The 24713-nt window shown below is 54.4% G+C and carries 21 protein-coding genes; 8 read left to right on the top strand and 13 right to left on the bottom strand.

Annotation, left to right across the window (positions count from 1 at the left end; genetic code table 11):
• Nucleotides 1-20 precede the first annotated feature (20 nt).
• Entirely contained in the window at nucleotides 21-926 is a 906-nt protein-coding gene (locus tag AC4EYZ_RS20775) for a LysR substrate-binding domain-containing protein (RefSeq protein WP_474192955.1), read from the top strand.
• A gap of 34 nt (nucleotides 927-960) precedes the next feature.
• Here AC4EYZ_RS20775 and AC4EYZ_RS20770 read toward each other — a convergent pair whose 3' ends face one another.
• Both AC4EYZ_RS20770 and AC4EYZ_RS20765 read right to left on the bottom strand, forming a co-directional pair.
• Nucleotides 961-1821: a DNA/RNA non-specific endonuclease gene (locus AC4EYZ_RS20770; RefSeq protein WP_490204295.1), complete on the bottom strand. Its 861-nt coding sequence runs from the start codon at nucleotides 1819-1821 to the stop codon at nucleotides 961-963.
• A 97-nt stretch (nucleotides 1822-1918) separates the two neighbouring features.
• A complete protein-coding gene (locus tag AC4EYZ_RS20765; protein WP_008958975.1) occupies nucleotides 1919-2194 on the bottom strand; it encodes an Lrp/AsnC family transcriptional regulator in 276 nt (91 codons plus the stop codon).
• 348 nt (nucleotides 2195-2542) lie between these two features.
• On the opposite strand from AC4EYZ_RS20765, the gene AC4EYZ_RS20760 reads away from it, so the two are divergent.
• The gene (locus tag AC4EYZ_RS20760) at nucleotides 2543-2857 is read left to right on the top strand and encodes a high-potential iron-sulfur protein (protein WP_022522716.1); all 315 of its coding nucleotides are present in this window, start codon (nucleotides 2543-2545) and stop codon (nucleotides 2855-2857) included.
• Between the two features lie 80 nt (nucleotides 2858-2937).
• On the opposite strand, the gene AC4EYZ_RS20755 is transcribed toward AC4EYZ_RS20760, so the two are convergent.
• The 4 genes from AC4EYZ_RS20755 to AC4EYZ_RS20740 form a co-directional block, all read right to left on the bottom strand.
• A complete protein-coding gene (locus AC4EYZ_RS20755) occupies nucleotides 2938-4506 on the bottom strand; it encodes a SpoVR family protein (protein WP_190372930.1) in 1569 nt (522 codons plus the stop codon).
• A 44-nt stretch (nucleotides 4507-4550) separates the two neighbouring features.
• Nucleotides 4551-5837 (bottom strand): YeaH/YhbH family protein, encoded by a 1287-nt coding sequence (locus tag AC4EYZ_RS20750; protein ID WP_009287655.1) that lies wholly within the window; start codon nucleotides 5835-5837, stop codon nucleotides 4551-4553.
• A 38-nt stretch (nucleotides 5838-5875) separates the two neighbouring features.
• Entirely contained in the window at nucleotides 5876-7798 is a 1923-nt protein-coding gene (locus AC4EYZ_RS20745) for a PrkA family serine protein kinase (RefSeq protein WP_009287654.1), read from the bottom strand.
• A 293-nt stretch (nucleotides 7799-8091) separates the two neighbouring features.
• Nucleotides 8092-9138: a threonine aldolase family protein gene (locus tag AC4EYZ_RS20740; RefSeq protein ID WP_474192412.1), complete on the bottom strand. Its 1047-nt coding sequence runs from the start codon at nucleotides 9136-9138 to the stop codon at nucleotides 8092-8094.
• A 167-nt stretch (nucleotides 9139-9305) separates the two neighbouring features.
• Between AC4EYZ_RS20740 and AC4EYZ_RS20735 the strand changes: the two genes are divergently transcribed.
• Complete coding sequence (locus AC4EYZ_RS20735; RefSeq protein ID WP_474192413.1) at nucleotides 9306-9479, top strand: hypothetical protein; 174 nt, start codon at nucleotides 9306-9308, stop codon at nucleotides 9477-9479.
• A gap of 17 nt (nucleotides 9480-9496) precedes the next feature.
• On the opposite strand, the gene AC4EYZ_RS20730 is transcribed toward AC4EYZ_RS20735, so the two are convergent.
• A complete protein-coding gene (locus AC4EYZ_RS20730; protein ID WP_490203996.1) occupies nucleotides 9497-11518 on the bottom strand; it encodes a 2,4-dienoyl-CoA reductase FMN-binding domain-containing protein in 2022 nt (673 codons plus the stop codon).
• 180 nt (nucleotides 11519-11698) lie between these two features.
• On the opposite strand from AC4EYZ_RS20730, the gene AC4EYZ_RS20725 reads away from it, so the two are divergent.
• Together AC4EYZ_RS20725 and AC4EYZ_RS20720 are read left to right on the top strand one after the other, a co-directional pair.
• Nucleotides 11699-12613, top strand: coding sequence for a DMT family transporter (locus tag AC4EYZ_RS20725; protein WP_009287651.1), 915 nt, complete (start codon nucleotides 11699-11701; stop codon nucleotides 12611-12613).
• Between the two features lie 42 nt (nucleotides 12614-12655).
• Complete coding sequence (locus AC4EYZ_RS20720; protein ID WP_022522713.1) at nucleotides 12656-14224, top strand: bifunctional GNAT family N-acetyltransferase/carbon-nitrogen hydrolase family protein; 1569 nt, start codon at nucleotides 12656-12658, stop codon at nucleotides 14222-14224.
• A gap of 79 nt (nucleotides 14225-14303) precedes the next feature.
• Here the strand turns inward: AC4EYZ_RS20720 and AC4EYZ_RS20715 are convergent.
• From AC4EYZ_RS20715 to AC4EYZ_RS20695, 5 genes are all read right to left on the bottom strand, one after another.
• Nucleotides 14304-15481 (bottom strand): IS3 family transposase gene (locus tag AC4EYZ_RS20715; RefSeq protein WP_490203995.1). Its coding sequence is split into 2 segments (ribosomal slippage): nucleotides 14304-15190 and nucleotides 15190-15481, totalling 1179 coding nucleotides; the frame shifts between segments, so codons are not numbered across the junction.
• 278 nt (nucleotides 15482-15759) lie between these two features.
• Nucleotides 15760-16059 (bottom strand): MGMT family protein, encoded by a 300-nt coding sequence (locus AC4EYZ_RS20710; RefSeq protein ID WP_022522712.1) that lies wholly within the window; start codon nucleotides 16057-16059, stop codon nucleotides 15760-15762.
• Between the two features lie 41 nt (nucleotides 16060-16100).
• On the bottom strand, nucleotides 16101-16709 hold the full coding sequence (locus AC4EYZ_RS20705) for an FMN-dependent NADH-azoreductase (RefSeq protein WP_159177037.1): 609 nt from the start codon (nucleotides 16707-16709) through the stop codon (nucleotides 16101-16103).
• Nucleotides 16710-16906: 197 nt separating this feature from the next.
• Nucleotides 16907-18355 (bottom strand): alanine/glycine:cation symporter family protein, encoded by a 1449-nt coding sequence (locus tag AC4EYZ_RS20700; protein WP_022522710.1) that lies wholly within the window; start codon nucleotides 18353-18355, stop codon nucleotides 16907-16909.
• A gap of 104 nt (nucleotides 18356-18459) precedes the next feature.
• Nucleotides 18460-19323 (bottom strand): LysR substrate-binding domain-containing protein, encoded by an 864-nt coding sequence (locus tag AC4EYZ_RS20695; RefSeq protein ID WP_022522709.1) that lies wholly within the window; start codon nucleotides 19321-19323, stop codon nucleotides 18460-18462.
• A gap of 137 nt (nucleotides 19324-19460) precedes the next feature.
• Here AC4EYZ_RS20695 and AC4EYZ_RS20690 point away from each other — a divergent pair, with 137 nt between their 5' ends.
• The 3 genes from AC4EYZ_RS20690 (at nucleotide 19461) to AC4EYZ_RS20680 (ending at nucleotide 22446) form a co-directional block, all read left to right on the top strand.
• Entirely contained in the window at nucleotides 19461-20642 is a 1182-nt protein-coding gene (locus AC4EYZ_RS20690) for a TauD/TfdA family dioxygenase (RefSeq protein WP_022522708.1), read from the top strand.
• A 63-nt stretch (nucleotides 20643-20705) separates the two neighbouring features.
• Nucleotides 20706-21644, top strand: a complete 939-nt coding sequence (locus AC4EYZ_RS20685) for an ABC transporter substrate-binding protein (protein WP_474192085.1) — start codon at nucleotides 20706-20708, stop codon at nucleotides 21642-21644.
• A 97-nt stretch (nucleotides 21645-21741) separates the two neighbouring features.
• Nucleotides 21742-22446 carry a TVP38/TMEM64 family protein gene (locus tag AC4EYZ_RS20680; protein WP_171051150.1) on the top strand — a complete coding sequence of 235 codons (705 nt, stop codon included), beginning with the start codon at nucleotides 21742-21744 and terminating at the stop codon, nucleotides 22444-22446.
• On the opposite strand, the gene AC4EYZ_RS20675 is transcribed toward AC4EYZ_RS20680, so the two are convergent.
• Nucleotides 22428-24674 (bottom strand): glycosyltransferase, encoded by a 2247-nt coding sequence (locus AC4EYZ_RS20675; RefSeq protein ID WP_490203994.1) that lies wholly within the window; start codon nucleotides 24672-24674, stop codon nucleotides 22428-22430. The two genes, AC4EYZ_RS20680 and AC4EYZ_RS20675, sit on opposite strands and share 19 nt — an antisense overlap.
• Nucleotides 24675-24713 lie beyond the last annotated feature (39 nt).

The following is a 24713-nucleotide window of genomic DNA, read 5'->3' as shown; positions in this document are numbered from 1 at the left end:
CCTATTTTAAGGCTTGATCCATGCGTGATGCTTTACCGCCACTATCTTGCCTGCGCGCCTTTGAGGTTGCCGCAAGATACTGTAGCTTCACGCAAGCCGGAAGCGAGCTAAACCTCTCACAAAGCGCGATTAGTCGGCAAATCAAGCGCCTTGAGCATGACCTAGGGCGTCTTCTTTTTGAGCGTCATCATGAAGGACTGAGACTCACCCCAACCGGAGAGCACTACTTTCGAGTCGTGCAACGCCTTCTTCGCGATTTAGGCGATGAAACTGCACGCCTCAGACGTCGTGGAGACGATAGACAACTGACCCTCGCCTCAAGCCCGACCATTGCATCGATCTGGCTGGCACGCCAGTTACCCGACTTTCAGCGCGCTTACCCTAACATCGAAATTCGCATATTGACGGTAGAAGACCCGCATCGCCTTGACCTGGCGGAGTTCGACCTGGGTATTTATTACCATGTGCCCAATGAAGTTGATCCACCGGGCCTTGTAGCTGACGCCATTTTTGAACATGAAAGGGTAGCAGCCGTTTGTAGCCCCATTTACCTGGAACGCCATGGCAATAGCATTGAGCCTGCGCATCTGCTGGTGAATCACACACTTATGGTGGTGGAAGATCATTACCACGACTGGCTAAGCTGGGAAATATGGTTCCGTGAACTAGGCCTGAAATGGCAGCCTCCCCTGCATACGCTGCGCGCCAACAGCTTCCAACTGCTGATGAATGCTACGTTGGCCGGCCAGGGAGTGACCCTAGGCTGGATGCGGCTTTTAGATGCCGAGCTTCGACAAGGCAACCTTGTTCAAGCACTGCCACTCACCATACCTAGCCGAGGAAAACTATCGCTTTTTACGCCACAGCATCGACACCTGACAGAGCCCATGCGTGCCTTCCGCCATTGGGTGCTGGATACAAACTAAACCCAGGCATGCCAGCTAATAAGTACGTAAACGGCTATTGATACCGCCCCGGGCGCATTGCCACTTCTTCAAGTGCCCACCCCTGTATACGTAACTCTCCTTCCAATACAGACTCTACTTCCGTCGCTAACTCTGGGAAGAAGTTAAGCCCTGTGCGTGCCTCAATCTCATCAATAGTCACCAAATAGTCATCCAGCGGCTCATTGCCCCGAACGTCTTGTGGCATGATGAACGCCAACGCTAATGGTGCCTCGTTGTGCGGCGCTACTATGATCTTGTAAAAAGCCGAAGGCACTTCGACCAGCCCCACCCGGTTGAACACGTTATCCATAAAGTGTTCTGGGTAAATGGGGCCGGTAATCACCTGCAACCTTTCAAAGCGTGGCGCAAAGTGATCCATCACCGCTTCTTCTAACCGCTGCCAGAGCTGTCGGTTCAGATTGGGCCGTTGCGGAGACATATTGCTCATTAGGAAGGTATCGACCTGAGCGCTGCGCCCATGCACCGCTGCAATGGCGTAGTTTGGCGCTAAATGGCCCCGGTCGTAGCCACTACCTGCGTAGCTGTCAGTGCCAACCGGCCATAGCGTGCGCCAATCGGCTTGAAAATTTGGCCGCGGACCAATTCTCGAATCGTCTACTGCTTCAACCTGATAGCTTACCCATAGCGGATTGACCCGCACATCGGACCAGCCTACCAAGTAGCCATCATTGCGCAGCACTCGGTGCATTGTGGTGGGGCGAAACTCCTCCCAAGTGGGCACCCCCATCCAGGTGTAGGCATCTTTATGCTGGCGCTCCTGAAACTCCCACAGCCCTGTGCCGACCACAACAAACAGCAAAGCAATGCCCAGGCGTCGCCCTTGCCGACGCCAGCTCGAAAGCGATATTCCCAACACTCTTACTCCCTGGCTAGCGCTTACGAGCGCCTATCGTTTTATGCCACTCTTATAATGAAAATAACTACAGCAAAGGCGATAAAAGCTCTTCAGCTTACCAGCCTAATGAAAACATCGTTTCGAGATCGTGGCGGGAGTGAACCTGCATGGCATTCAGGGTTTCTGTATCGCTAATACCTTCTACGGCGTTCAGGCGCTCAGTCACCAATTCAGCCAAGCTTTCAAAATCACGGGTGCGAGCAATTGCCACTAAGTCGTAGCGGCCGCAGGTGGAGTACACCTCGCTAATGCCCTCTACATCGGCCAGGCGCTCGGCCACGGCCTTGACCTGGCCTTTATCGGTATTGATTAAAATGACTGCGTTTTGCATGGCGCGCCCCTTAAGAGAAAATGGTCATAAAAGTAGTGTCAAAGCTGGGCAGAGTATAGCAGCGACGAGGAAGCGAGCGCAGCACCCGGCGACAGCGTGACCAATTGTCGCTATTCCAGCAGCACTATTCGCACAACCCTTATACATCCGCTAGCATGTAGTTTAAGAATAGGGTTGAAAACGGCTGGCCTAAATTGTAGTAGGTTGAAAAAAATAGTAGGTCGAAAATACAACTGATTGAAAGATGTAGCAGAGAGCTCCGGCTTATAAGACTACGCGGAGCACAAAGAGGTGGATAACCACCCAACAACGTGACCAAACGTCAGACCGTGACGATAAGGAGAAATCATGGCTAATAAGAGCCGTCGTGACTTTATGCGCAACAGCATGTTGGGTCTTGCAGCCCTTCCACTGGGAGCTGGCATTCTTTCTAAAACTGCTTTCGCCCAAGAGCTGCCGCGCCTTGATCCTTCCGCAAGCAACGCCCAAGCGCTTAACTATGTAGAAGACGCCAGTGAAGCCAGCGATCATCCCGCTTATGAAGAGGGCGAACGCTGCGATAACTGCATGTTCTTTAATGCAGACACTGAGGGTTGCCAGCTATTTCCAGAGAATAGCGTAGCACCCGCTGGCTGGTGCCAATCCTGGACTGCCCAAGCTTAAGCATTTAAAACTTGATAGCCGTATAAGCACCTCTACCCCGCCATTTGGGCGGGGTAGTTTTGTTTAAGACACGCTAGCAGCTAAGAAGCCGGGCTTTCATCCTCTACCGGCCAATGAAAACGCCGCGTTACCCGTCCTTCTTCCAAAGAGACAAGATGAACAGGGAAGCCCCATAGCTGCTGTAGATGGCGAATCACCGGATAAACACTGCGGCCTAATGGGCGGCGACTATCCTGCACGTGATGGAGTGTTAGCGAGCGATCCCCACGAATGGCCGCTTCAACCACTTGAATATTGGGTTCGCGGACAGAGAGCGCGTACTGAGTGGCAAGCGCTTCCCGAACCTGGCGGTAGCCCTGTTCGTTATGAATCGCTGCGACTTCAAGGGTCTCCACCTGATCGTCATCCACCACCAAAAACAGTTTATGGTCACGCATCACCTTCGGTGATAAAAACTGCTGAATAAACGACTCATCCTTGAAGTTGCGCATCGCAAACTCCAGCGTTTCCCGCCATGGCGTGCCTGCAATATCAGGGAACCACTCGCGATCCTCATCGGTGGGTGCTTCGCAGATCCGTTTAATATCCATAAAGATTGCAAAGCCAAGGGCATAGGGGTTAATCCCACTGAAATGAGGATGATCAAATGCTGGCTGGTTAATGACCGCCGCATGAGACTGGAGAAACTCCAGCATTAATCCCTCATCGACATTGCCATCATCGTAGAGCCGGTTCATCAGCGTGTAGTGCCAAAAGCACGCCCAGCCTTCATTCATTACCTGGGTCTGCCGTTGAGGATAAAAATACTGCGCCAATTTGCGCACAATCCGCACAATTTCACGCTGCCAGGGCGCCAGCAGCGGCGCATTTTTTTCAATAAAGTAGAGCAGGTTCTCTTGAGGTTCCGGAGGATAGTGGCCGCCGCTGTGCAAGCCCAATGGGTCATCGTCAGCATGCAGGCCCCCCGTTGACAGCGGTGAATCGCTGATAGGTGCCTCAGGAATGGTACGCCAGAGCATATTCACCTGGGTTTGCAGGTAGCTTTCACGCTCCTCCTGGCGCTTCGCTTCTTCCTCGGCAGAGATCGGCGAGGGCCGCTTGTAACGGTCGACCCCATAGTTTTGTAGCGCATGGCAAGCATCCAGTAACTGCTCAACGGCCTGCACGCCGTGGCGTTCTTCACACTTGGCGATATATTTACGCGCAAACACCAGGTAATCAACAATTGAAGAGGCATCGGTCCAGGTGCGAAACAGGTAGTTCCCCTTAAAAAAGGAGTTGTGGCCGTAGCAGGCGTGAGCCATCACCAACACCTGCATCATCAGCGTATTCTCCTCCATTAAATAAGCGATGCAGGGGTCGGAATTGATCACCAGTTCATAGGCTAAGCCCATCTGGCCACGCTTGTACGCCTGCTCGACGGCTAGAAACTGCTTGCCGAACGACCAGTGGTGATAGCCCACCGGCATGCCTACACTCGCATAGGCATCCATCATCTGCTCGGTAGTGATGACTTCTATCTGATTAGGATAGGTATCTAGCCGATACTCATCAGCGAGCCTGGCCAGCTCCGCATCAAAACGCTCCAGTACACTGAAGTTCCAATCGGAGCCGGTGGCAATCGGCTTACGCTTGCGGGTCGCACTCATAGCCCCCTCCTCTACACGCGGTCACTAACCTGTATACAAGGTCACTAGGACTGGCTTAAGCGGCGCTTAAACAGTTCACGAAAGACCGGATAAATATCGCCCGCCTCCACAATTTGGCGCATGGCAAAGCGCTCGGGGAACTCTTTCACCACACTTTCGTACTCATGCCACAGTGACTGATGGTCATGGGGCGTGATCTCAACGTAGGCGTAGTATTGCAGCTGCGGCATCAACTGTTTGACCAGTAAGTCGCGGCAAATATTCGAGTCATCATCCCAGTTATCACCATCGGACGCCTGGGCCACATACAGATTCCATTGGCCAACGGGATAGCGCTTTTCGATGATTTTATTCACCAGGTTCAGCGCACTGGAAACAATCGTACCGCCGGTTTCCCGCGAGTAGAAAAACTCCTCTTCACTGACTTCCCGAGCAGCCGTATGGTGGCGCACAAAAACCAACTCGACCTTCTCGTAGTGCTTCTCCAAGAACAGATAGAGCAGCAGGAAAAACCGCTTGGCGATGTCTTTGTGGTTTTGGGTCATCGAGCCGGAGACATCCATGACGCAAAACATCACCGCTTGATTGGAAGGCTGAGGCTGTGCGCTTAGTTGGTGGTAGCGCAGGTCGTAGGTGTCAATAAACGGTACGCCCGCGATGCGCTTCTCCAGGCGCTCAATTTCGGCTTTCAGCTCGGCAATGCGGGTGGGATTACGCAGCACCGTGTCCTTGCGTTCTTCGGCCTCCAGGGCATCAATCGCCTCTCTTAACGCCCGTTTAATCGGTGCGCGCATAGCAATGCGCCGAGCATAGGCTTCGCGCATAGAGCGGGTAATGCTAATCCGCGACGGCACACCGTCCCGGGAGAGCCCCGCCCGCACCATTTTGACCTCTTCAAGCGATTTCAACGGTTTGCGCTGCAAATGGGGCAGCTCTAAACCGTCAAAAACAAACTCCAAAAACTCTTCGCGGCTCAGCGTAAAAGCGAACTCATCGACGCCTTCACCCTGATTAGAGGGGCCGCCCTCGCCTGCGCCACCACCGCCCCCCTGCCCACTGGGGCGGCGGATTTTATCACCGGCGACAAACTCTTTATTACCGGGTGAAACGATATTACGCGCCCCACCCGGGCCATGCTGGAAGACCGGTTCGGAGATATCCTTTGCCGGAATCGAAACGTTCTCACCACGCTCCATATCCGTAATCGAGCGGCGGTTAACGGCCTCTTCAACCGAGCGCTTGATATGCTTACGGTAGCGCTCCAAAAAGCGCTGCCGGTTCACCGCGCTTTTATGTTTCGCGTTCGGCCTTCGATCAATAAAGTAGGTCATACGACCTCCTTAAACGCTCATCTTAAGCACACCATCCATTACTGGGACTTGCGCACGCGCAGATACCACTCGGATAGCAACCGCACCTGTTTTTCGGTGTAGCCACGATCGACCATCCGCGCCACAAAGTCTTCGTGCTTTTTCTGATCCGAGCGAGAAGCCTTGGCATTGAACGAAATCACCGGCAACAGCTCTTCGGTATTGGCGAACATTTTGTGCTCGATAACGCCCTTGAGCTTTTCATAGGACTGCCAGCTCGGGTTCATACCGTTGTTTTGCGCCCGCGCCCGCAGCACAAAATTGACCACCTCGTGGCGGAAGTCTTTGGGATTCGAGATACCCGCGGGTTTTTCGATTTTCTCCAGCTCTTCGTTGAGCGCCTGGCGGTCTAGCAACTCACCGGTCTCATGATCACGATACTCTTGATCCTGAATCCAGAAATCTGCGTAGGTCACATAGCGGTCAAAGATATTCTGGCCATACTCGCTGTAGGATTCGAGGTAAGCGGTCTGGATCTCCTTACCAATAAAGTCCACGTAACGAGGCGCCATATATTCTTTGATAAAGCCCAAGTAGCGCTCAAACACTTCCGATGGCAGCTGCTCACGCTCCAACGCCTGCTCAAGCACATAAAGTAAATGGACTGGGTTAGCGGCCACCTCGGTGCTGTCGAAGTTAAATACCTTAGAAAGAATCTTGAACGCAAAGCGGGTGGAAAGCCCCTGCATACCCTCGTCAACGCCTGCGGCGTCGCGGTACTCCTGAATCGACTTGGCGCGAGGGTCGGTGTCTTTCAGATTTTCACCGTCGTAAACGCGCATTTTCGAGTAAATATTGGAGTTTTCCGGCGCTTTTAGCCGTGACAGTACCGAGAACTGGGCCAACATGCGCAGCGTGTCCGGTGCGCAGGGCGCGGCGTTAAGCGAGGAGTCTTCGAGCAGTTTTTGATAGATCTTGATCTCTTCGGTAACCCGCAAACAATAAGGCACCTTGACGATATAAACCCGGTCAAGGAACGCTTCGTTATTGCGGTTATTGCGAAACGCCTGCCATTCCGACTCGTTGGAGTGGGCCAGGATCACGCCATCAAAGGGAATCGCCCCCATGCCTTCGGTGGGGTTGTAATTACCCTCTTGCGTCGCGGTAAGCAGTGGATGCAGCACCTTGATCGGCGCTTTGAACATCTCCACAAACTCCATCAGCCCCTGGTTAGCACGGCATAAACCGCCGGAGAAGCTGTAGGCATCCGGATCATCCTGGGAGTAAAGCTCCAATTGGCGAATATCGACTTTACCCACCAGCGACGAGATATCCTGGTTGTTCTCATCCCCTGGCTCGGTTTTGGAAATAGCGATCTGGTTAAGCCGTGATGGGTACAAACGCACTACCCGGAACTGGGAGATATCGCCGCCGTACTCATTCAGCCGTTTTGCCGCCCAGGGCGACATTACGCTGCGCAAATAGCGCTGTGGGATACCGTACTCTTTCTCGAGCAGTTCGCCGTCCTCTTCGGGTGAGAACAAGCCAAGCGGCGACTCGTAGACCGGCGAGCCTTTAATGGCATAGAACGGAATCCGCTCCATCAGCAGCTTAAGACGCTCTGCCAGCGACGACTTACCGCCGCCCACAGGGCCAAGCAGATAGAGAATCTGTTTGCGCTCTTCAAGCCCTTGAGCCGCATGGCGGAAGTAGGAGACGATTTGCTCAATGGCCTCCTCCATACCGTGAAACTCGGCAAAGGCTGGATAGCGACGAATCACTTTATTGGAAAAAATACGTGATAGACGCGGGTCTTTCGCCGTGTCGATCACTTCAGGCTCGCCTACGGCTTCCAGCATGCGCTCTGCGGCGCTGGCATAAACCTTCGGATCACGGCGACAAAGCGCCAGGTACTCCTCCAGACTCATGTCCTCTTGCTGAACGCGGGAAAAACGGTCTTGAACGTGATCAAAGATGCTCATGAAACTCTCCTGTGGCCCATCCCCAGGCAGTCACCGTCAAGCCAAATGTTACGCAACGGCGTGCCAAACGAGGTGTCGCTTTTTTAGCGTAGTCAGCATTAGCAAAAAGTGATGACTAAAACCTTCAACGCAGCAGCGATATAGATAAGAGAATTATTCAGACGAATAGTTGCGTTAGTCCAAGCATCTCAAATAAACGCAAAGCGCTAAAGCAGTGATGTCGCTGCTTTAGGCAGCGACATCACTAGGTCAAAAGCGCCCAACAGCGGCAAAAAAGAGAGTAACTGACGGCTTTAACGCTCAAGTACCGCGCGAATATCGGCCAATAGACCATCCAGCAATTCAACGGTGGTGTTCCACGCACATACAAAACGCGCGCCACCTGCGCCAATAAAAGTATAGAAGGTCCAGCCTTTAGTTTTCAACGCTTCAATAGCGTGGGGCGGCAATTCAACGAACACGCTATTGGCTTGGGTAGGGAACATTAGCGATACGCCGGGTAGCGCTTGCAGCCCTTCCGATAGGTAGCGCGCCATCTCGTTGGCGTGCTGTGCGTTGGTTAACCAGGCACCACTTTCTAGTAGCCCTAACCACGGCGCAGATACAAAGCGCATCTTGGAAGCCAACTGCCCTGCCTGCTTGCAGCGGTAGGAGAAATCTTCGGCTAATTCACGGTTAAAAAACAGAATCGCTTCGCCAAACGCTAAGCCGTTTTTGGTACCCGAAAAACACAGCGCATCCACTCCCACCTGCCAGGTAATTTCTGCGGGAGTGGCATTTAGACTGGCGCAAGCGTTGGCAAAGCGGGCGCCGTCCATGTGCAAGCGCAAGTCATGTTTATCGGCAATGGCACGAATCGCCATGAGCTCTTCCCGGGAGTAGAGCGTGCCCACTTCGGTGGCTTGCGTGAGCGATACCACTTTAGGTTTTGGGTAGTGAATATCGCTGCGCTTGGTGACCAGCGCCTCAATGCCTTCCGGCGTTAGCTTGCCATTGGCACCCGGAGAGGTCAGCAGCTTCGCTCCGTTAGAGAAGAACTCCGGACCGCCGCACTCGTCGGTTTCGATATGCGCCAGCTCGTGGCAAATAACGCTGTGGTAGCTGCGTCCCATTGCAGAGAGTGCCAGCGAGTTGGCGGCGGTGCCGTTGAAAACGAAGAAGACATCGCAGTCGTAGTCAAACATCTCGCGAAAGCGATCCGCGGCACGGGCTGTCCAGAGATCATTACCGTAGGCCAAGTCATCGCAACGATTGGCTTCTAGTAGATATTCCATCGCCTCCGGGCAGATACCGGAGGTGTTATCACTGGCTAAAAAACGCGGGCTACACTCCGAGGTCATGACGACAGTCCTTTTATCTGGCGATCGAACGGCGCGAGCTGGGTGCCACTCGCGCCTTTAATATCTAGCTATTCTTAATAACTAGATTAGTCATTTAGTCTATCGCCATTTATGGGCTAACGTCACCCGCTCAACTCACCTACACAGAACTATCTCGGGACACGTCGGTGGCCGAGGGCAGGTTTCCGCGAGGGCGCTGTGAATCCATCCATGGACGCTACTTTCGCCATCTGACCGCCATGGATGGCGGAAATGCCGGCATTGTCGGGAACATTATTCCGGCCATGGCGAAAGACCCTCGCTTCAACCTGCCCTCGAACATGGTGAATGGGGATTTATGAAATTTACTCTATCCAGCCTATAGGCTAGCGGCCAATCGAGTGCCCTGCTCAATTGCCCGCTTGGCATCCAGCTCGCTGGCTTCATCCGCGCCGCCGATTATATGTACCACCGCCCGTGCGCGCTCCAACGGCACCAGCAGATCACGCACTGACTCCTGTCCGGCGCACACCACCACACTATCCACGGCAAGTACTTGGTCAACGCCATCGCGGCGAATATGCAGCCCCTCGTCGTCCATTTTAAGGTATTCGCAGCCGGTGAGAGTTTTCACTCCCCGCTGCTTAAGCGATGCGCGGTGAACCCAACCGGTGGTTTTCCCCAGATACTTGCCAGGCTTGGAAGTTTTACGCTGGAGCATGACAATTTCGCGGGGAACCATGGGCGCTGTCGGCGCTTTTAAACCGCCCCGCTTGCCGACTGCCAAATCAACGCCCCACTCGTCGCACCAGTCGGCAATGTCCAAGGCTGGGTGGCCTTGGTGGGCCAGCAGTTCGGACACATCAAAACCAATACCTCCCGCGCCAATCACCGCTACTTTACGCCCAACACGCTCGGGAGATTCAATCGCTTCGGCGTAGCTCAACACCTTGCCGTGGTCGTGACCTGGAAGATTGAGTTCCCGGGGCTTAACGCCGGTGGCCATGACCACCTCATCGAAATCGGCGAGGGTTTCTGCGCTTGCCGTAGTGTTTAGACGTACTTCTACCGCATATTTCTCCAGCATCACCCGGTAGTAGCGCAGGGTTTCATTAAACTCCTCTTTGCCAGGAATCTTACGCGCGTAGTTAAACTGCCCGCCCAGCTCACTGCGCTGTTCGAACAGCACCACGCTATGTCCGCGGCTAGCGGCTGTCACAGCCGTTGCCAGCCCCGCCGGGCCGCCACCCACCACGGCGACGCGTTTAGGGGTTTGCGCGGGCTCTATCACCAGTTCGGTTTCATGACAGGCACGGGGGTTGACCAAACAGGAGGTCAGCTTTCCGGCAAAGGTGTGATCCAGGCAGGCCTGGTTACAGGCGATACAGGTATTGATCTCTTCAGCCAAGCCCTCTTCGGCTTTGCGTATCCAGGCAGGATCCGCCAGGAAAGGCCGCGCCATGGAGACCATATCCGCGTGGCCCGCCGCCAGTACGCGCTCGGCTACCTCAGGCATATTGATACGGTTGGTGGTAATCAACGGAATCGATAGTGCTGATTTGATCCGCCGGGTCACCTCGGTAAAGGCAGCGCGGGGCACGCTGGTTACAATGGTGGGCACCCGCGCTTCGTGCCAACCGATACCGGTGTTGATCACGTTCGCCCCGGCGGCTTCGATCGCCTGGCCCAGCGTGACGACCTCTTCCCAGGTGCTGCCCTCTTCGACCAAATCAATCATCGAGAGGCGGAAGATAATCACAAATCGTTCACCCACCGCTTCGCGAACACGGCGCACGATCTCAACGGCAAAACGCATCCGGTTTTCAAACGCCCCGCCCCACTCATCGTCACGCTGGTTGGTACGCTGGCAGATAAACTGATTGATCAGATAACCTTCTGACCCCATGATCTCAACGCCATCGTAGCCCGCCTGTTTGGCTAAGCTTGCGCAGCGAACGTAGTCAGCAATTTGTTGCTCAACCTCATCGCTAGAAAGTGCTCTAGGCATAAAGGGATTGATCGGCGCCTGGATAGCCGAAGGTGCTACCAAATCCGGCGAGTAGGCGTAGCGCCCGGCATGAAGAATCTGCATGCACAGATGACCGCCCTCAGCATGCACCGCGTCTGCCACCTGGCGGTGTTCTGGCAACTGCGCCTCATCAACGAGCGCGTGGGCGCCCTGGAATACGGCGCCTTCCGCATTAGGGGCAATACCGCCGGTGACGATCAGGCTAACCCCCTCCCGCGCACGCTCGGCATAAAATGCCGCTAAGCGTTCAAAGCCATTGGGCGCCTCTTCCAAATTGGTATGCATAGAGCCCATCAAAACGCGATTGGGCAACGTTAAATAGCCAATGGTCAGCGGGCGGAAAAGGTGCGGATAGGCGGGCGCACGGGTCATCACGGTACTCCTTGGTATTATTAGTAACAGTGTTAAAACGCATTCAAACAAGCGTATGACATACTCGCCGCAACGTACAGACCTTTACCTATCTGAATATTGCCAGGTTTGCCGTTCTCCCCCTTGCCCAGTGTGCAAATTCGCGTCACATTACCCGGCTAACGATAAGGAACCGTTGCTATGCCCTTGATGTATTTTTTGCCGCCACTCGCCACCGTGCTTATCTGGTCGGGCAATATGACCATTAATCAGCTTAGCGTAGGCGCCATCGCGCCAAGCAGTATCGCTTTTTTACGCTGGCTGCTTGCCCTTGCGGTGATGACCCCGTTTGTACTCCCCGCAGCGTTACGCCACCGCGACGAAATTCGCCGCCAGTGGCCCAAGCTAGCGCTGCTTGGACTACTCGGCATGGGCCTATGGCAAGGGCTGGCCTATGTGGCGGCAGAAACGACGACCGCTACCAACATGGGGATTCTCGCCGCCATGGTGCCGTTGTTAACGGTACTGCTGAGCGCGCTGATTCTTCGCGAGCCGCCGACCCTGGGTGGCATCGTGGGCGGCGTGCTGGCCTTCGTGGGGGTTACCGTTCTGCTAGGGCGTGGTAATCCGCTCTCGCTGCTACAGCTAGAGGTTGCCCTTGGTGATGCGCTGATGGTGGTAGCAGCCACTTGCTACGCGCTATATGGGGTGATGCTCAAACGCTGGTCGATGAATTTACCGCCCTGGGTGATGCTTTACGCCCAAGTCTGTTTTGCGGTGCTGTTCTTGTTACCGCCTTATTTGATGGGGCCAATGACACCTATTGATAGTCAGAATATCGGCCTGATTGTCTACGCGGGCATTCCTGCCTCGATCATCACCACCTTTTTGTGGATGCGCGCAGTTCGCCAGATCGGTGCCAATCAATCAAGTATTTTCATCAACCTAATGCCACTGTTTAGCGCACTGATTGCGATGGCCTTCTTGGGTGAACAAGTGGCAGGGTTCCACTTTACCGGTGGGCTGCTGATTCTGGCGGGTGTCATCATGGCGCAAACGCTGACACGCCCGTTAGCACGTGGTTTAACCTCGGATAAGCCGAGCAGCGCCCGATAATGCTAGAATGGCCGTCGATTTCTAACGCTGGGAAGCCCTGATATGTCCCTGGAAGAACTGCATCTTAATCTGCGCAACCTAATGAGCGATGACTACGATCAGCTCAAGGCATTGATGGACGCCGTCTATCACGATATCGGCGGGTCATGGCCGAAGCACACCATCGACAAATTAATTCAGGAATTCCCCGACGGCCAAATCGCCATTGAAGACGATGGCCTTCTGGTGGGCGTAGCACTCACCGTTCAGGTGGATTACGACGAATTTTCCAACCCGCATAAGTACGATGACCTGATTGGCCATCGCGAGATCATCCTCAATGACGAGGATGGCGACGCCATGTACGGGCTGGATGTGCTGATTCACCCAGATTACCGCGGTTATCGCCTGGGCCGCCGCCTTTACGAAGCGCGTAAAGAGCTATGTCGCTCAATGAACCTACGGGCGATTTTAGCCGGTGGGCGTATTCCTGAGTATCACCAGCACGCCGATGAACTCACGCCTGCCCAATACATCGATAAAGTCTCGCGCAAAGAGATCTACGACCCGATTCTCTCTTTCCAGCAGGCCAACGATTTTCAGGTAAAGCGCCTACTGCGCAAATACCTGCCTGAAGATGAGCAGTCTCGCGGTTACGCCACCCTGTTGGAGTGGAACAACATTTTGTTTGAGCCCGCTGCCAGTGTGCTCGACAACAAACCGACCCAAGTACGGGTGGGTGCGGTGCAGTGGCAGATGCGTGAGTTTTCATCGGTGGAAGCCGCGCTTCAGCAGATCGAGTACTTCGTAGACGCGCTCTCCGACTATCAAAGTGACTTTGCCGTTTTCCCTGAGCTATTCAACGCGCCGTTGATGGGCCTCCAAGACCGCGCCGCCCAGCAGGATCAAATGGGCGCGATTCGCTTTTTGGCCGGTTTCACCGAGCGCTTTAAGTCTGAACTGTCGCGTATGGCGGTCTCTTACAATATCAATATTGTCGGCGGCTCGATGATTGAAGTGGGTGACGATGACCGACTCTACAACATCGCCTACCTCTTCCATCGTGACGGCACCGTTGAGCGCCAGGCCAAGCTGCATATTACGCCTCAAGAGCGTCGCGACTGGGTGATCGAGGGCGGCGATGAGCTACAGGTGTTCGATACCGACGCTGGCCGCGTGGGCATCCTGATCTGCTACGACGTGGAGTTTCCGGAACTGGGCCGACTGCTGGCCGACCAGGATATGGACATTCTGTTTGTGCCCTTCTGGACCGACACCAAAAACGGTTACCTGCGCGTGCGCCATTGCAGTCAAGCGCGGGCGATCGAAAATGAGTGCTACGTGGTGCTCTGCGGCAGCGTTGGCAACCTGCCTTCGATTGAAAACCTGGATATCCAGTACGCCCAATCAGCGGTGTTCTCGCCGTCTGACTTCGCGTTTCCCCACGATGCAGTGCTGGCGGAAACCACACCCAATACCGAGATGATCTTCTTCTCGGATCTGGATCTCACTCGCCTAACGGTGGTACGTGCCGAGGGTTCGGTGACCAACCTTAAAGACCGCCGCAAGGATCTGTTTGACCTACGCTGGCGCGACTGGTCGTGGAAATCGGGTGCTAATTTGGAGGATTGAATGGTGAATGGTGAATGGTGAATGGTGAATGGTGAATGGTGAATGGTTGGAGTGCCCCTAGTTTAGTAGACACTTGATGTTAAGAGGCGGCTACGTAGGCGCTGGGGGTCAACCCACCCAGCGTCATATGACGCCTCACTTTCGAATAATAATGATCAATATAATAGCGAACTTCATCTACCATCTCGTCTCGATGGATCATACCTAGCGGCTGAATCCATTCTTTCTTCAGTAGAGCAAAGAAGCTTTCCGCACAGGCATTGTCCCAACAATTACCTCGACGAGACATGCTAATCGTTACTTGCCGATTGTTTAGCCAAGTCATCACCTCTTCGCTTCGGTACTGAGTCCCCTGGTCGGAGTGGAACAAGAGATTCTTTCCCGTCGGCCGTTGATGCTGCCATGCATGTTCTAACGCCTTCAAAACAAGCTGTGAGCTATTAACTGGCCCCATCGCCCGACCCACGATTTGGCGAGTACCTAAATCAAGCACCGCGGCGATATAAAGCCATCCCTCCCGACAGCGAACCTGAGTAATGTCTGATACCCAAACTCGATTGCCAGCCCCTACCGAAAACTGGCGATTCAACAGATTTGGCAGGACAGGCAAGGATGACTTGCTACGCCTATAGCCTGGCTTTGAGGCTGTTCGTGAGCGGTATCCTGCCTCTTGTAACAGACGTTGTACCTGATTTTTGCCACAGCAGAAACCAGCATCCTGAGCCTCTAGCCATAATTTCCGATACCCCGGCACATGCTCCATTTGGCGAGCACGATTAAGCAGAAATTCCTTGATAGCTAGGTGTCGCGCTTGACGCGGGCCAGGACGACACTGTCGCTCCCGCCAACGATAGTAACCTGCACGCGAGACGCCGAGTACTTCACAAACGACCGATACTGGCCATTGCTGACAACGGCGAGCATCAATAAAAGCAAACCTTATTTGCCGTGTTTGACGAAGTACTCGTCCGCCTTTTTTAGAATGTCATTCTCCAGCTCAGCGCGCTTCAGCTGCTTTTTCAAGCGCTTCACTTCGCGTTCTAGTTCTTGAACACTCTTCTCTGGTTGCGTATCCCTGATTAATTTATCCGACGAATTCTTGCCCATCATCCACTCCCTACGCCAGCGGCTTAACGTGTTCGGGTGAATGTTTAGCTTGGCAGCAAGTTGAGCCTGTGTCTGCGGCGAAGTGAGTGAGACCTGAATAACCTGACGTCTGAACTCGTCACTGTAGCGAGGGCTAGATTTAAATTTCATAACACCTTCTCTCTATAAAGGTGTCTACTTTTTCAGGGCCACTCCAGGTGAATCGCGAGAAGGCTCACCAACGCAATTCATAAATACAACCACGCCGCCCAAATTGGGCAGCGTGGTTGTGTTCGCGTCAGATTCCGCTAATGTCATTGCGAACGCACCCTCACATGTCATTGCGAACGCACCCTCACATGTCATTGCGAGCGAAGCGAAGCAATCTCGGGGTTATGGCCACATCTGCCTAGATTGCTTCGTCGCAAGCTCCTCGCAATGACAGCAGCTTAATCAGGCCAGACGAGGTGCGCGGGCACTCGGCCTTTGGCATCGAACAACACCCCTTCATCGCGTAGCTTACGATGCTGGCGTTCGGCGCCGCCGTGATCGGCAAGCTTCAAAGACGATGCGATCACGCGATGCCAAGGCAACTGGTGGCCATCCGGCAGGTGGCGCATTGCCGAACCTACCATGCGTGGGGTAGCACCTTCGGTCATGGCGGCAATGCGGCCATAGGTCGTCACCCGGCCCGGCGGAATTTGATCGACAATAGTGTAAATCTGTTCGAGTAATTCCGGCCGAGCCATGTGACTATCCTTTTATTTCTTGAGGGCGCTTCTGAATGTGCTTAAAGCCCCTCAACCAGTTGATCGATCGCTTGGAAAGCTTCTTTTATTGCAGCTTCGCGCTGCTGCTCACCCAAATTCAGCCCTTCAGCATAGACCACGTCAACCTCTTTAATTCCCATCAGCCCCAGCATGGCTTTCAGGTGGGGTGTTTGGCTGTCAAATTCCGTACCCGCGTACTGACCACCCCGCGCGGCCAGAATAATCGCTCGCTTGCCTTCTACCAACCCTTGCGGGCCGTTTTCGGTATAGCGGAACGTTTCACCGGCACGCAAAACACGGTCAAACCACGCCTTCAGCTGTGAAGGAATACCCAGGTTATACATCGGTACCGCAATGACCAGCACATCATTGGCGCGTAGCTCAGCCAGCAGTTCGTCCGAGCGCGCGGCTAACGCCTGCTGCTCAGCGGTACGCTCTGCGGCCGCCACCTGCCAAGCCCCCAGTTCGCTAATATCCAGGTGAGGGAGCGAGGTTTTCACCACGTCGCGCTGAGTAACGTTTACATCGTTGCGGGTGCTCGCCTGCTCAATAAAGCGATTAGCCAACACAATGGATTGGCCGTTTTCAGCCAGAATCGAAGAGGTAATTACCAGGGCACGAGTCGTCATTGAAAGCTCCAAAATGTACAGGGAAGGATTGGAAGCTATTCTACGGCGCTTTCCAAGAAGCAAAAGCGCAACGTTTTACGACTTGTATTCGATTAAATCGAATCATGTGACGGCCAATAAAAAGCCCCGCGACGCAAAATGCGAGGCGGGGCGCAGCTAGTGGTTTAAATGGCTATAGCTCGTTTACTTAAGCTTGATTACTTCTTGGGCCAGGCCTTGGGATCGACTTTATTAACCAGCTTGGGAAAAAGGCTGGGATCAAACACAGGCTCTTTGCCCGCTTTCAACTGCGCTTCGTAGTCGCGGAAGAGTGCGAAAGCTACTGGCGAGAGAAGCAGAATAGCGACCAGGTTAATAATAGCCATCATACCCATAGAGAGGTCGGCGAAGTTCCAAATCGCCCCCAGGCTTGCCACCGAGCCAATCATAATCATCGCCAGCACCGCTAAGCGGTAAATAAACACGGCAACCGGGGCGCGGCGCCCGGCCAGATACTCAATGTTGGACTCGCCGTAGGAGTAGTTGGCAATCACCGAGGTAAACGCAAACAGCAGAATCGCCACCGCGATAAACATACCGCCCCAATCGCCCACATGGCTGGAAAGCGCCATTTGGGTCAACTGAATGCCGTTGTTCTCATCGCCCGCCATCAGCTCCGGCCCCGCCATAATGATGATCGCCGCCGTGGCTGTGCAGATCACTAGGGTATCCAGAAACACCCCGAGCATCTGAATAAAGCCCTGGGCAGCAGGATGATCTGGCCGCGTAGAGGCCGTAGCCGCAGCATTGGGCGCCGAGCCCATACCCGCTTCATTGGAAAACAGCCCGCGCTGAATGCCGTTCATAATCGCCTGGGATACCGCGTAGCCTACTGCCCCACCGGCCGCCTGCTCAAAGCCAAATGCACTGCGCACAATGGTCATGATCGCTGCGGGCAAGTCACTGATATTCAACCCGACTACCACCAGCGCCAGAATTAAGTAGAGCAGCGCCATGAGCGGAACCACCAGTTCAGCCACCTTGGCAATCGACTTCAAACCGCCGAAGATGATCGGCGCCACAACAGCCATCAAAACTAACCCCATGGCCCAGGTGGGAATGGCGAACGCCTGTTCCATGGCCTGGGCGATAGAGTTGGCCTGAACGCTGTTGAACGCTAACCCAAAGGCAATGATCAAACAGATAGAGAACAGCACAGCCAGCCAGCGCAAGCCCAAACCACGCTCAATATAACGCGCAGGGCCGCCGCGGAAGGTGTTGTCGCCGTGGTCTGTTTTGTACGCCTGAGCCAGGGTGGACTCCACAAAACTGGTCGCCATCCCAACCATTGCGGTCATCCACATCCAGAAAATGGCCCCAGGGCCACCAAAATAAATAGCCACCGCGACACCCGCCAGGTTACCGGTACCGACTCGGGCCGCCAGACTGGTTGAGAGCGCTTGAAACGAAGAGATACCGCCGTTTGATTGTCGGGAGCTGCCCAGCAGCTTAAACATATGGCCGAAATAGCGCAGCTGAATACCGCGTGTCATCACAGTAAAATAGAGACCCGCGCCAATCAGCAGATAAATCAGCACGCTGCCCCAGAGCAAGCCGTTGCCGCGATCCACCAGCGATGTCAGCAACGGAGGGAGAGTAAAGTCCATGAAGATCACGCCTTTTTAAACAATGAAAGCGCATCATTTTTCACGGCTGCACCAAAATGGCAAGGAAATTGGCGAAAAGACTTTAAAACAGCAATAACCACTTATCACATTGAATCGCAAAGCCCCCGCCATACCAGCTCGGATTCGTCGCTAACGTGGCGCCGGCTAGGGCGAACCAACCAGAAGCGCTCATCGCTGGGCACACTGAGCTCAAAAGGCGCCACCAAATCGCTACGCTGCTCCATTAAGCGTCGATGAGTTAACGCAACGCCACCGCCCTGGCTAGCAAGCGCCAGTGTCATCACCTGGTTATCGCAAGTGAGCGACCAGCACTGCGCTTCCAGGTGAGCAACCCCCGCTTCCTGCAGCCACCCCGGCCACCCCACGCCAAAACCGACAGCGTGCAGCAGCGTATGCCCAGCCAGATCGCTCGGCGCAGTAAGCGTGTCCGCTAACGCCTGCGAGCAAACGGGCAGCAGTTGCTCTTCGCCTAGCGGCTGCATTTCAACGCCCGTCCACTCCCCTTTGCCATAGCGAATCTCGATATCCGCCCCTTCGGGGCCAAAGTCATCGGGCCAGATAGCACTTACTACACGAATCGACACCTGGGGATGAGCCCGGTGGAAGGCAATTAAACGCGGCGCCAGCCACGACTGCTGAATAACCGGCGTGGCACGCAGCGTCACTGGCTGCTCAGAGGTGCTGCCAAAGACCTCCAGGGTGCCCTCACTAATACGCACAAACGCATCGTGAATGCTGGGCAGCCACGCCTGCCCAGCGGGGGTAAGCGTTAAGCTGCGTGCATGACGAACAAAGAGCTTTTGCCCCACCCGGTCTTCCAGCAGCCTGACGCGCTGGCTGATGGCCGCTTGGGTAACCCCAAGCTCATTGCCTGCAGCGGTAAAGCTTAAGGTACGCGCCGCAGATTCAAAGGCTTGTAGCCATAACAATGGCGGTAATTGGCTCATGAAAAAGAGACCTATAAATTAAATGATGTCTTAGGGGTCAGATTAATCGTTTGTCACTGCTGCGGCTACTCCGCATCCTGGTTGGCACAAACGCACACCCCTACGTAATGCCACAGAGGGAGCGAATCGGAGTTTTAATGAACAGCACAGCAGAGACCACCTTAACGCCCCCCCATGCAAACACCCCTGAGATGGGCGAATTAAGTCCTTATCAAGCGGGCCCGGTACTCACTCAAGCGACGCTTGCCCACAATGGCATTGCCCTTGAGTGGCTAGATGGTCAAAAAACCACTCTGCCCCTGCTCTGGCTGCGCGACCACTGCGCCTGCCCGGCCTGCCGGCATCCGCAGACCCGGGAAAGGCTCTACCTGCCGCTTGAACCCATCACTGAGCCACCCAGCGTTGCTCTGCTAGATGGGCACTTACACCTGCAATGGCAAGATGGTCATGTCAGTGCCTTTCATAGCGGCTGGCTTTACCAGCGCCGCCCGGAAGCCGAGCTGACTTCTGCGGTACCCAACGCTAAGCCTTGGGTCGATAACTTCACTCCCGAGCACATCAGCCATAGTGATTTTTTAACCCCTCTAGGCGAGAAAGCCTGGCTAACCGCCATGCTACGCGACGGGCTGGCACTGATTACCGACGGCCCATTGGTAGAAGAGGAAGTAAGCCGCTTAGCTGAACGTATTGGCCCCCTGCGCGCCACCAACTTTGGCGCCCGCTTTGATGTGCGCTCCAAACCCAATCCCAACAACGCGGCTTATACCGCGGTAGGGTTGCCATTGCATATCGATTTACCCAACTGGCGCCAACCGCCAGACATTCAGTTGCTCTACTGCCTGCAAAACGGTGCCAGCGGCGGCGAATCGTTATTTGCTGATGGCGCTCGGGTCGTAGAAGCTCTGCGCCAGGAGTCTCCAGAAGCGCTGACGATTCTTAGCGAAACACCGATTGATTTTCGCTTTCAGGATGAAACCCACGATATTTCAATGCGGGCACCGGTGATCACTCTGGATAGCGCAGGCAATCTGGTTGAGATGCGCCTGAATAACTGGATTCGCGATGCCCTTCACCTACCAGTAGAGCAGATGGACGCCTGGTACAGCGCCTACGCTCTATTGTGGAAGCTGTTCCACAGCGAAGCGCACCAGCTAGAGTTCACCCTTCGCCCTGGTCAAATGGTCGCTTTTGATAATCGTCGCGTACTCCACGGACGGCGCGAGTTCGACCCTAACAGCGGCGCACGCCATTTACAGGGCACCTATTTAGACCGCGATATGCTGGCTTCACGCCTCCGCGTGCTGGCCCGTAACGTTTAGCGGTATTCAATATCACTGTTTAACAACAACACCTATTAGACAAAAACCTAGCAAGGAGATCCTATGACACACCTCAAGCCTCTCGCCTCAGGCATTGCCCTCGCCACTACCGCGCTATTTGCCTCGGCGGCTCACACCGACGACCAAACCCTCGATTTCGGTGTGCCCGCCTGGCCCGGCATTACAGTAAAAACGGCTATCGCCGAACAGCTATTAAACCCACTCGGCTACGAAACCAGCACCCAGGAAATCGGCCTACAGGTGATTTACCAGGGTATCGAAAGCGGCGATATCGACGCCTTTCTAGGGGCTTGGCTGCCCGCCCAGCGTGAGATGTTCAATCCCCGCAAGGAGTCGGGTGTACTGATTGACGTGGCGAATAACGTCGATGGTGCGCAAATGACCCTGGCGGTGCCGGAATATCTGTATGAGAGTGGCATTCAGAGCTTTGCTGATCTAGACGAAAATCGCGAGCAGTTCGAGGGTGAAATCTATGGCTTCGGCGCAGGCTCTGCTGCCAGTGAGATTCTTCACAACGCCATTGACAACGACACCTGGGGTCTAGGTGACTGGCAGGTAGTCGATACCAGTGAAGTGGGCATGCTTTCCGCTGCACGTGACGCCATCTCCCGTGAGGAACCGATTGTCTGGGTAGGCTGGACGCCCCACTGGATGAACCTTGAGCTGCCCATGCGCTACCTGGAAGATCCTGAAGACCTGTTCGGTGAGAACAACGGTGAAAGCGATGTGTTGACGCTGCTGCGCAGTGACTACGCTGAAGCCACCCCCAACGTAGTGACGTTCTTTGAGCAGTTTACCTTTTCGGCTGAAGAGCAGAGCTGGATGATCCAGGCGTTTGGCCAGGAAGAGCAAGACCTTGCCGACGTCGCCGAACAGTGGATCAACGACCACCCAGAACGCATTGAAGCAATGTTGGCAGACGTCACCACCACTGACGGCGACCCCGCTTGGCCGGTCATTGAAGCCCAGCTCAACAACTAATAAACCGCTGATTAACAACTGCACTTAATGGAAAAGCGCCTTCATCCCATTGGACGGCTAGCGTATGCTAGCGCTTTTTTAGCCGATGGGAGTGGGCATGTCGCGGACATTGGGTAAGGGCGTAGGCCTGCTGGTAATCGTCGTGCTGCTGGGCGTCATGTGGCAGGTACTGCAGCGCTACGACCTACTCACCCAGGCGCGCCTTAGCGAGTTTATCGCTTACATTCGCCAGTGGCGTACCGCGCCCTGGATGTTTGCTGCGGTAATGGCCACTTATGCCAGCGCCTTGCTGGTGATGTTTCCACTTAGCCTGCTGGTGGTGGTGACTGGCTTACTGTTTGGCCCGATATGGGGGCTGGTGTACGCCACGCTAGGCACATTGACCTCCTCGATTGTGTCTTACTGGGTAGGCCACTGGTTAGGCCGTGAGGCGCTTATGCGTTATGGCGGGCGCCATCTGCGCGGCCTATCGGGTTACTTATCCAAGCGCGGCATTCGCACCATGACGGTGATTAACCTGCTGCCACTCGCCCCGTTCACGCTCACCAATATGCTGGCGGGCGCTTTTCACCTTAAGTTTCGCGACTATATGATCGGCTCCACCCTGGGCATCGTACCGGGGCTGGCAGCGGTGATCTTATTGGGCAGCCAGCTAGGCGCACTGTTCACCGCTGCCTCGACCAAAGAAATCATCTTAGCGGCTGTCGGGCTAGTGGCTGGCGTTAGCTTGTTAATAGGCCTTAAGCGCTATGCTAACCGCCGCCAAGCGGCAAAAAAACAGCCTCACCGCGAAGGCGAGTGATATTTGGCCAGCACTTCGGCGTAAAAGCCCGCCACCGCTGAGGCAAAGTTGGCAATATCAAACTCCTCAGCAAAGTGGCTGGCCTGCTTACCCAACTCCCGGCGTCGCTCAGCGTTATCTTTTAACTCAACCACCCTTTGCCCCCAGGCCTGACGATTTTGCGGTGTTTTGAACCCATTGACCCCTTGGCGCACCACATCATCGATACCGCTGGAGCGCACCGCCACGACGGGCAACCCCGCCGACATTGCTTCAAGAATCACCATACCCTGGGTTTCTGAGGTCGAAGCAAACACAAATATATCGCCTAGATGGTAATAAAGCGCCATGCGCTCCGGCGGCACCGCTCCGACCAGGGTGACCTGCGAGGTCAGTTTCAAAGTATCGATTTGGTTTTGAATCGCCTCCCGGTCTGGCCCATCACCAATCAGTAGCAGATGAAGATCATCATGCCCATGTGACTGAAGCTCGGCGAGGGCTTCCAGCATAAAGCCAATGTTTTTCTCCTTACTAATCCGCGAGACGCTGATCAATATTTTACTTGCAGGGTCGATAGTTAATTGCTCGCGCAGCGCTTCCAACTCACTCTCCTCAACGTGTGAAAAGCGTGCCACATCTATGCCTGTGGGCTGCACCAGCGAGGGTGTTTTCACGCCAATCATGCGCAGATACTCCTCGGCGGAGTAAGTCGGCACAATCACTCCTTGGCAGCGATTAGAGAAGCGCTTGATCAGGGTATGGGAAATCAAATTACGGAACAGCGCACCGGGCAACGGCACGAAGTGGGCATAGTGCTCCAGGCGGGTGTGATAGGTGTAGATCACTGGCACCTTGAGCCGACGCCCCATAAACAGGCCCATGGAACCGAGCCAAAAGGGATGATGAACATGAATAACATCCGGCTTAAACCCACGCAGGCAACGACGAAAACGCGCACTGAACGGATTGGTTAACCGGAACTCGCCCTTCTGCCCAAATGCCATTAGCGTGGGGATGCGTTTTATTGAGCTGTCGTCCTGCCACGTTTCTCGGTAGCGCGGCACTAACAGTTGGATGGTGTGGCCTAGATCACATAGGCCATTGCGCAGGCGATCCACCGAGACCGATACCCCCGATACAAAAGGAAAGTAGTTATTAGAGATCATCGCTACGCGCAGAGATTTACCCAGGAAAGGCGTTGGGTCGATATCAAAATCAGGATAGTAGTCGCGATCTTCGAAAATTAGCCGATATAAGCGCAGTGCGAGCAGCGTCAACATACCCACAATCAGCAAAAACCGCGTATAGCTAACGTAGAAAAACGCATACACCGTGGAAGCCACACTACTCACCATCCGCCACCAGCCAGGGCTATCCACATTTAATCGCACCGGCGCAATAGCGACATTCTCACCCTCTACATTGACGATGACGTAGTGGTGAAAGCTACTATCGGCATCAATGAGGATGCCTCCCGCGCCTCCGGTTGTCACGTAATCCACGCCATTAATCGTCTGCTGGGAAAAGAGCGTTAAGTTGGCGGAAAATACGGTATCAACGTCATGCTCCTCTGCCAGCGCCATAATGCCATCGGCTAAGCGAGAATCATTGAGATAATTGTCCGCTTCAAACAGCGGCGCGTCGCGCACTACGTTGTGCAGCGGCAAACCAACAAATAGAAACCGATGCTGTGTTTCTGAGGCCGTAAGCTCACGCTCCAACCAATCAAGCTGCCAGGAGGTAGAGGACTTGCCGGTACCGTCAAGAAAGATAAAGTGGCTATTGCCCGCTACAAACGAGTAAAAGTGCGGCCCAAAATATTCGTAAAACAGATAGCTACCGAAATCGCTATCTTCATTTTCACCGTAGGTGAGTAAGTAAGGGACATTGAGCTGCTCCAGACTCTGATAAATCGCCTGGTAGCTCTCCTGCTGCCCACTATTGACGGCATTCCCAGCGGAAATCAGGAAGTCGATGCCGCTCTGATTGATGAGCGGCACAATCTCCTTTTGAAACACGCTCACCGAGTTATTGATATTGCCCACCACCGCAAAGCGATAGTCGGTTCGCTCCTTCAACACCTCGCGAATATTCGCCACCTCAAGGGTATGCACCGACTCAAATTTGGGTTCTGCTACATACAACCAAATTTGGTGAGCAATTAGCCCAGTCACCAGAGCAAGATTAAGAAAAAAGAACAGCCGCAACCTGCGCTGTCGGGAAAGGCGAAGAAAGGAGCGTCGTGGCATTTAAAAGCGCTTTTTCAAAGATAATATGAGGTTATTAAC

Source organism: Vreelandella sp. 162(4c) (genome assembly GCF_058152265.1).
Note: the sequence above shows the minus strand (reverse complement) of the source record. Positions and strands in the feature narration are given on the sequence as shown.

Coding starts and splice junctions, on each gene's coding strand:
- AC4EYZ_RS20775 (WP_474192955.1), top strand. CDS start 21: ATGCGTGATGCTTTACCGCCACTATCTTGCCTGCGCGCCTTTGAGGTT.
- AC4EYZ_RS20765 (WP_008958975.1), bottom strand. CDS start 2,194: ATGCAAAACGCAGTCATTTTAATCAATACCGATAAAGGCCAGGTCAAG.
- AC4EYZ_RS20760 (WP_022522716.1), top strand. CDS start 2,543: ATGGCTAATAAGAGCCGTCGTGACTTTATGCGCAACAGCATGTTGGGT.
- AC4EYZ_RS20755 (WP_190372930.1), bottom strand. CDS start 4,506: ATGAGTGCGACCCGCAAGCGTAAGCCGATTGCCACCGGCTCCGATTGG.
- AC4EYZ_RS20750 (WP_009287655.1), bottom strand. CDS start 5,837: ATGACCTACTTTATTGATCGAAGGCCGAACGCGAAACATAAAAGCGCG.
- AC4EYZ_RS20745 (WP_009287654.1), bottom strand. CDS start 7,798: ATGAGCATCTTTGATCACGTTCAAGACCGTTTTTCCCGCGTTCAGCAA.
- AC4EYZ_RS20740 (WP_474192412.1), bottom strand. CDS start 9,138: ATGACCTCGGAGTGTAGCCCGCGTTTTTTAGCCAGTGATAACACCTCC.
- AC4EYZ_RS20730 (WP_490203996.1), bottom strand. CDS start 11,518: ATGACCCGTGCGCCCGCCTATCCGCACCTTTTCCGCCCGCTGACCATT.
- AC4EYZ_RS20725 (WP_009287651.1), top strand. CDS start 11,699: ATGCCCTTGATGTATTTTTTGCCGCCACTCGCCACCGTGCTTATCTGG.
- AC4EYZ_RS20720 (WP_022522713.1), top strand. CDS start 12,656: ATGTCCCTGGAAGAACTGCATCTTAATCTGCGCAACCTAATGAGCGAT.
- AC4EYZ_RS20710 (WP_022522712.1), bottom strand. CDS start 16,059: ATGGCTCGGCCGGAATTACTCGAACAGATTTACACTATTGTCGATCAA.
- AC4EYZ_RS20705 (WP_159177037.1), bottom strand. CDS start 16,709: ATGACGACTCGTGCCCTGGTAATTACCTCTTCGATTCTGGCTGAAAAC.
- AC4EYZ_RS20700 (WP_022522710.1), bottom strand. CDS start 18,355: ATGGACTTTACTCTCCCTCCGTTGCTGACATCGCTGGTGGATCGCGGC.
- AC4EYZ_RS20695 (WP_022522709.1), bottom strand. CDS start 19,323: ATGAGCCAATTACCGCCATTGTTATGGCTACAAGCCTTTGAATCTGCG.
- AC4EYZ_RS20690 (WP_022522708.1), top strand. CDS start 19,461: ATGAACAGCACAGCAGAGACCACCTTAACGCCCCCCCATGCAAACACC.
- AC4EYZ_RS20685 (WP_474192085.1), top strand. CDS start 20,706: ATGACACACCTCAAGCCTCTCGCCTCAGGCATTGCCCTCGCCACTACC.
- AC4EYZ_RS20680 (WP_171051150.1), top strand. CDS start 21,742: ATGTCGCGGACATTGGGTAAGGGCGTAGGCCTGCTGGTAATCGTCGTG.
- AC4EYZ_RS20675 (WP_490203994.1), bottom strand. CDS start 24,674: ATGCCACGACGCTCCTTTCTTCGCCTTTCCCGACAGCGCAGGTTGCGG.